The 5570-nt window shown below is 70.8% G+C and carries 7 protein-coding genes; 5 read left to right on the top strand and 2 right to left on the bottom strand.

Translation table 11 applies throughout. The features are described from left to right. Positions 1-1717: proline--tRNA ligase (locus JWQ91_RS05450; protein WP_297781770.1), on the top strand; the 1717-nt coding region annotated here is incomplete at its 5' end. Continuing rightward, positions 1704-2573 (top strand): TylF/MycF/NovP-related O-methyltransferase, encoded by an 870-nt coding sequence (locus tag JWQ91_RS05455; protein ID WP_297781771.1) that lies wholly within the window; start codon positions 1704-1706, stop codon positions 2571-2573. The genes JWQ91_RS05450 and JWQ91_RS05455, both read left to right, overlap by 14 nt. On the opposite strand, the gene JWQ91_RS05460 is transcribed toward JWQ91_RS05455, so the two are convergent. Both JWQ91_RS05460 and JWQ91_RS05465 read right to left on the bottom strand, forming a co-directional pair. Continuing rightward, on the bottom strand, positions 2564-2977 hold the full coding sequence (locus JWQ91_RS05460; RefSeq protein WP_297781773.1) for a DUF4439 domain-containing protein: 414 nt from the start codon (positions 2975-2977) through the stop codon (positions 2564-2566). The two genes, JWQ91_RS05455 and JWQ91_RS05460, sit on opposite strands and share 10 nt — an antisense overlap. Beyond that, the gene (locus JWQ91_RS05465) at positions 2974-3459 is read right to left on the bottom strand and encodes a hypothetical protein (RefSeq protein ID WP_297781775.1); all 486 of its coding nucleotides are present in this window, start codon (positions 3457-3459) and stop codon (positions 2974-2976) included. Before JWQ91_RS05465 ends, JWQ91_RS05460 begins: the two co-directional genes overlap by 4 nt. A gap of 87 nt (positions 3460-3546) precedes the next feature. On the opposite strand from JWQ91_RS05465, the gene rimP reads away from it, so the two are divergent. Genes rimP through JWQ91_RS05480 form a run of 3 tightly spaced genes read left to right on the top strand, consistent with a single transcriptional unit; the run spans position 3547 to position 5339 of the window. Beyond that, a complete protein-coding gene (gene rimP / locus JWQ91_RS05470; protein WP_297781776.1) occupies positions 3547-3996 on the top strand; it encodes a ribosome maturation factor RimP in 450 nt (149 codons plus the stop codon). Continuing rightward, entirely contained in the window at positions 3996-5030 is a 1035-nt protein-coding gene (nusA, locus tag JWQ91_RS05475) for a transcription termination factor NusA (protein WP_297781777.1), read from the top strand. Before rimP ends, nusA begins: the two co-directional genes overlap by 1 nt. Positions 5031-5033: 3 nt before the next feature. Continuing rightward, positions 5034-5339 (top strand): YlxR family protein, encoded by a 306-nt coding sequence (locus tag JWQ91_RS05480; RefSeq protein ID WP_297781779.1) that lies wholly within the window; start codon positions 5034-5036, stop codon positions 5337-5339. Positions 5340-5570: the final 231 nt, after the last annotated feature.

Genomic DNA, 5570 nt, shown 5'->3' on the forward strand with positions numbered 1-5570 from the left:
CGCCGGCTACGTGCGGCGGGTCGCGCCGGGGGTCTACTCCTGGCTGCCGCTGGGGCTGAAGGTGCTGGCGAAGGTCGAGCGCATCATCCGCGAGGAGATGGACGAGATCGGCGCGCAGGAGGTGCGCTTCCCGGCGCTGCTGCCCCGTGAGCCCTACGAGGCGACCAACCGGTGGACCGAGTACGGGCCCAACCTGTTCCGGCTCAAGGACCGCAAGGGCAACGACATGCTGCTCGGTCCGACCCACGAGGAGATGTTCACCCTCCTGGTCAAGGACCTCTACTCGTCCTACAAGGACCTGCCGCTGAGCCTCTACCAGATCCAGACGAAGTACCGCGACGAGGCGCGTCCCCGCGCCGGCATCCTGCGCGGTCGCGAGTTCATCATGAAGGACTCGTACTCGTTCGACGTCGACGACGCCGGGCTCGAGGCGGCCTACCAGGCCCACCGTGCGGCGTACGTCCGGATCTTCGACCGGCTGGGCTTCGAGTACGTCATCGTCAAGGCCGACTCCGGCGCGATGGGCGGATCGGCCAGCGAGGAGTTCCTCGCGGTGTCGCCGACGGGCGAGGACACGTTCGTCCGCTCACCCGGCGGCTACGCGGCCAACGTCGAGGCCGTCACGACCGTGGCGCCCGACCCCGTGGCGTACGACGGGATCCCCGCGGCCCACGCCGAGCAGACCCCCGACACACCGACGATCGACACCCTCGTCGACCACCTCAACGCGGCGTTCCCGCGCGACGACCGGCCGTGGGAGGCCGGCGACACGCTCAAGAACGTGCTGGTGGTCCTGCGCCACCCCGACGGCACGCGCGAGCCGCTGGCCATCGGCCTGCCGGGTGACCGTGAGGTCGACGCCAAGCGCCTGGAGACCCAGGTCGCCCCCGCCGAGGTCGAGCCGTTCGAGGAGAAGGACTTCGCGGCCCACCCCGGTCTCGTCAAGGGCTACATCGGGCCCGGCGCGCTCGGCACCGAGAACGCGACCGGCATCCGCTACCTGACCGACCCGCGCGTCGTCGACGGCAGCCGCTGGGTCACCGGCGCCGACGTGCAGGGCTCGCACGTCATCGACCTGGTCGCCGGGCGCGACTTCACGTCCGACGGTGCGATCGAGGCCGCCGAGGTGCGCGCCGGGGACCCGGCTCCCGACGGCTCGGGACCGTTGGAGCTCGCCCGCGGCATCGAGATGGGCCACATCTTCCAGCTCGGCCGCAAGTACGCCGAGGTGCTCGACCTCAAGGTCCTCGACCAGAACGGCAAGCTCGTCACGGTCACGATGGGCTCGTACGGCGTCGGCGTCTCCCGGGCCGTCGCGGCCGTCGCGGAGTACGCCCACGACGAGGCCGGCCTGGTCTGGCCCCGGGAGCTCGCGCCCTTCGACGTCCACCTGATCGTGGCCGGCAAGGACGAGACCGTCGTCGCCGGCGCGGAGCAGCTCTACGCCGATCTCGTCGGCGAGGGCCTGGACGTCCTGTTCGACGACCGCCTCGGCAAGGTGTCGCCGGGCGTGAAGTTCAAGGACGCAGAACTCATTGGCGTGCCGACGATCGTCGTCGTCGGCAAGGGCTTCGTGAACGGTATGGTCGAGATCAAGGATCGAGCGACGGGGGACCGCACCGAGGTCCCGCTCGCCGATGTCGTGCAGACCATCTTCGCCAGGGGGCGCAGTGAGTCGGATCAAGGCAGCCATACGTCGTCGGATGGGGGTCTCTGACCTCGAGTCCAAGCTGGCGACTGCCAAGGCGCAGCGGGCCGAGGCCAGGTCGGCCCTGGCCGAGCTTCGTGCGCGGCACAAGGAGCAGGGCAGGTCGCTGCGGGTCGCGCGCGCGCGGCTCAAGCGCGCGCAGGCCGACATCGACGGCCTGTACGGCCTGGTGGCCAACACCACCGAGCTCTCGCCGGAGGTCAGCCGCGTCCTGCTGCACGTGACCGCCCACCGGTTGACGATGATCCGCGTCCCGGAGCTCATCGAGATGTGCGCCGTCGTGGCCGACGTCCAGGCGCGCGGCGTCGAGGGATCGTTCCTGGAGACGGGGGCGGCCATGGGTGGCTCCGCGATCCTGCTGACGGCCCTCAAGGAGCCGGACCGCGAGCTGGCGGTCCACGACGTGTTCGGCCAGATCCCGCCGCCCACCGCGGAGGACGGCGAGGACGTGCACCAGCGCTACGCCACGATCGTCAGCGGCAAGGCCAAGGGGCCCGGCGGCAGCGACTACTACGGCTACCAGACGGACCTCCTGAGCCGGGTCACCGCGGCGTTCGCCGACGCCGGCTATCCCGTGGACGACCATCGGGTGCGACTCGTCCAGGGCCTGTTCGAGGAGACCCTGCACCCGGCGGGCCCGATCGCCTTCGCGCACCTCGACGGGGACTGGTACGAGTCGACCATGGTGGCGCTGCAGCGCGTCGTCCCGCACCTGAGCGTCGGCGGGGTCCTGATGGTCGACGACTACCACTCGTGGTCGGGCTGCGCCCGGGCCGTGGACGAGTTCTTCGCCGAGCGGGCCGACTTCGAGTGGGTCGAGGACGGCACCCGCCTGCGCCTCGTCCGCACGTCCCCTCAGGACTGAGCCGACAGCCCCGGGAACGCCCTTGGCGATCCACCCCACGTCCGGTCCGCGAGGGCGGCCCGCCGCAGGCCCGTGATCGCGTACGTCCGGGTGTCCTCGTCGGCGCTCTCGCCCACCAGCGCGATGCAGGCGGCCGCGATGCCGCGCTCGACCCGTCGCGCCGCCCGCACGGCCTGCTTCGCGGTGCGCAGGGTCGTGACGTCGTACGTCAGGCGTGCCACCTCGGGCTCGACGTCGAGGGCGTGCAGCCGGGCCAGCAGCCGGTCGCGGGTGCTGCGGTGCGCCGCGTGGGAGCCGCGGGCCCGCTCGGCGAGCGCGTCGAACCGGGCGCCGATGACGGGATACAGCCACACGGCCTCGTGCTCGAGCGCGAGCCAGCCCTGCCACGCCTCGGTGGTCGTCATCGCAGGTCGCCGATCGCGTCGGCGCACTGGGCGAGCCCGGCCGACATCGAGGCCAGGACCCGGACCAGGGCGGGGGAGAAGGCCTCCGCGGCCTGGGCCGCGCGGGCCCGCGACTGCTGGACGTACGCCTTGCGGAGCGCCGTGACCGCTGCGCCGGCGGACCCGGCGACGCGCGCGGGGTCGGTCGCGGCGGTGCTGCCGCCGAGTGCGGCGAGGTGCTCTCGGCCGATCGCCTCGAAGTCGGCGAGCTCGAGCGTGGGATGACGCGCCGCCGTCGCCTCGACCGTCGCCAGCAGCGCGGCGAGGTCCTGCGCGGCAGTGCGGACGATACGGTCGTCCCGCGGATCGGGCTGGGGCTTGGGCTCGATGCCCACGGCGCGGGCCGCGTCGTCGAGCACGTGGGTCGCCTCGGCCACGCCCACCACGGCCGCAGCCCCTGCCACGGCGGCGCCGGTCCCGAGGAGCACGCGTCGGCTGATCACCGTGGCAGATTACCCTCCGCGAGTTCGGTAGGGTGGTCCCGACACATCGCACACGCAGTGCCCACAACAGAAGACGGAGGACGAACCATGACGGACAGTCTGGAGACCCTCGTCGCAACCACTGTGTCAGCGCTCGGGCTCGATCTCGAGGCCCTGGAGCTCACCCCCGCCGGCAAGAAGCGTGTCCTGCTCGTCGCGCTCGACCGCGACGGCGGCGTGGGGATCGACGACATCACGGATGCGACGCGCGCCCTCTCGGAGGTGCTCGACTCGAGCGACGTGATGGGGGACACCCCCTACACGCTCGAGGTCACGTCACGGGGCGTCGACCGCCCGCTGACCGCGCCGCGGCACTGGCGGCGCAACGAGGGCCGGCTCGTCCGGCTCCGCCTCCTCGACGAGTCCTCCGTCGACGGGCGCATCGGTGCCAGCGACGACGACGGCGTCGACATCGTGGGTCGGACGACGACCCGCTACCCGTACACCCAGATCGAATCAGCGCTCGTGCAGATCGAGCTCAATCGGAAGGACGCCTGATGGACATCGACATGGCCGCTCTGCGCGCCCTCGAGCGCGAGAAGGACATCCCGTTCGGGGTGGTCTGCGAAGCCATCGAGACCGCCCTGCTGTCGGCCTATCACAAGGTCGGCGGCTCCCACCCGCACTCGCGCGTCGAGCTCGACCGCAAGTCCGGGCACGTCACGGTGTGGGCCAAGGAACGCCTCGAGGTCCCGCCGGCTCCCGAGCCGGCCGAGGGCGAGGAGCCGGTGCGCGTCGCGCCGAGCTTCACCCCGGAGTTCGACGACACCCCCGAGGACTTCGGCCGGTTCGCCGCCACGATCGCGCGCCAGCTCATCATGCAGCGCATCCGAGACGCCGAGGACGAGTCGAAGTACGGCGAGTTCGCCGGCAAGGTCGGCGACATCGTCTCGGGCGTCATCCAGCAGGGTCGCAACCCGCACGACGTCATGCTCGACCTCGGTCGGGTCGAGGCCATCCTGACCGGCACGGAGCGCGTCCCCGAGGAGAAGTACGCCCACGGCGAGCGCCTCAAGGCATACGTCTACGAGGTCGAGAAGGGCCTCCGCGGGCCGCGGGTCAAGGTCTCGCGGACCCACCCCAACCTGGTCAAGCTGCTGTTCGCCCTCGAGGCCCCGGAGATCGCCGACGGATCCGTCGAGATCGTCGCGATCGCTCGCGAGGCGGGCCACCGCACCAAGATCGCGGTGCGCGCCAACGTCCCCGGCATCAACGCCAAGGGATCGTGCATCGGACCCATGGGCTCGCGCGTGCGCAACGTCATGCACGAGCTGCACGGCGAGAAGATCGACATCGTCGACTTCAGCGACGACCCCGCGGACTTCATCGGCCACGCCCTGTCGCCGTCGCAGGTCAAGAGCGTCACGATCGTCGACGCCGCGACCCGGTCGGCGCGTGTCGTGGTCCCCGACTTCCAGCTGTCGCTGGCGATCGGCAAGGAGGGGCAGAATGCCCGCCTCGCCGCCAAGCTGACCGGGTGGCGCATCGACATCCGGTCGGACACCGAGGCCCCGCGCACCGACGGACGGTGACCGATGGCGCGAACCCGCCCCGAAACAGGTAGACTGGTGGAGGTCGTTCGGACGTGCGTCGGTTGCCGGCAGCGTGCGGACAAGACCACTCTGGTGCGGGTCGTCGCAGTTCAGGAGTCCACGACAGTCGTCGTGACACCGGATCTGCACGGAACGCTTCCGGGGCGAGGGGCGCATCTTCACCCCACGGCCCGGTGCCTGGAGCTCGCGACACGCCGCAAGGCGTTCGGTCGGGCCCTTCGAGTCGAGGGGCCACTGGACCTGAGCGCACTGTCCGCCGTCGTCGAGGATCCCGGACCAACAGATTGACCACCACGGACGTCCGCACCTGCGGGCGTTCACCGACACGAAATCGGAGCACACGCTCATGACTAGTCACGATGGCTTCGGCCGATGAGTACTGCGCGATGAGAACTGCGCAATGAGCACGTTCGTCAACTAGTGGTCTGATCCTCCTTCGGGGTCGGACCCCCCTGAAGGAGAAGAGTGGCTGTAAGAGTCCACGAGCTCGCACGCGAGTTCGGTGTCGAGAGCAAGGTC

The organism is Aeromicrobium sp. (assembly GCF_025965075.1).
Taxonomy (GTDB): Bacteria; Actinomycetota; Actinomycetes; order Propionibacteriales; family Nocardioidaceae; genus Aeromicrobium.

Excerpts from the sequence above, each read along its gene's own strand:
- JWQ91_RS05455 (WP_297781771.1), top strand. The coding sequence starts at position 1,704 with ATGGGGGTCTCTGACCTCGAGTCCAAGCTGGCGACTGCCAAGGCGCAG.
- JWQ91_RS05460 (WP_297781773.1), bottom strand. The coding sequence starts at position 2,977 with ATGACGACCACCGAGGCGTGGCAGGGCTGGCTCGCGCTCGAGCACGAG.
- rimP (WP_297781776.1), top strand. The coding sequence starts at position 3,547 with ATGACGGACAGTCTGGAGACCCTCGTCGCAACCACTGTGTCAGCGCTC.
- nusA (WP_297781777.1), top strand. The coding sequence starts at position 3,996 with ATGGACATCGACATGGCCGCTCTGCGCGCCCTCGAGCGCGAGAAGGAC.
- JWQ91_RS05480 (WP_297781779.1), top strand. The coding sequence starts at position 5,034 with ATGGCGCGAACCCGCCCCGAAACAGGTAGACTGGTGGAGGTCGTTCGG.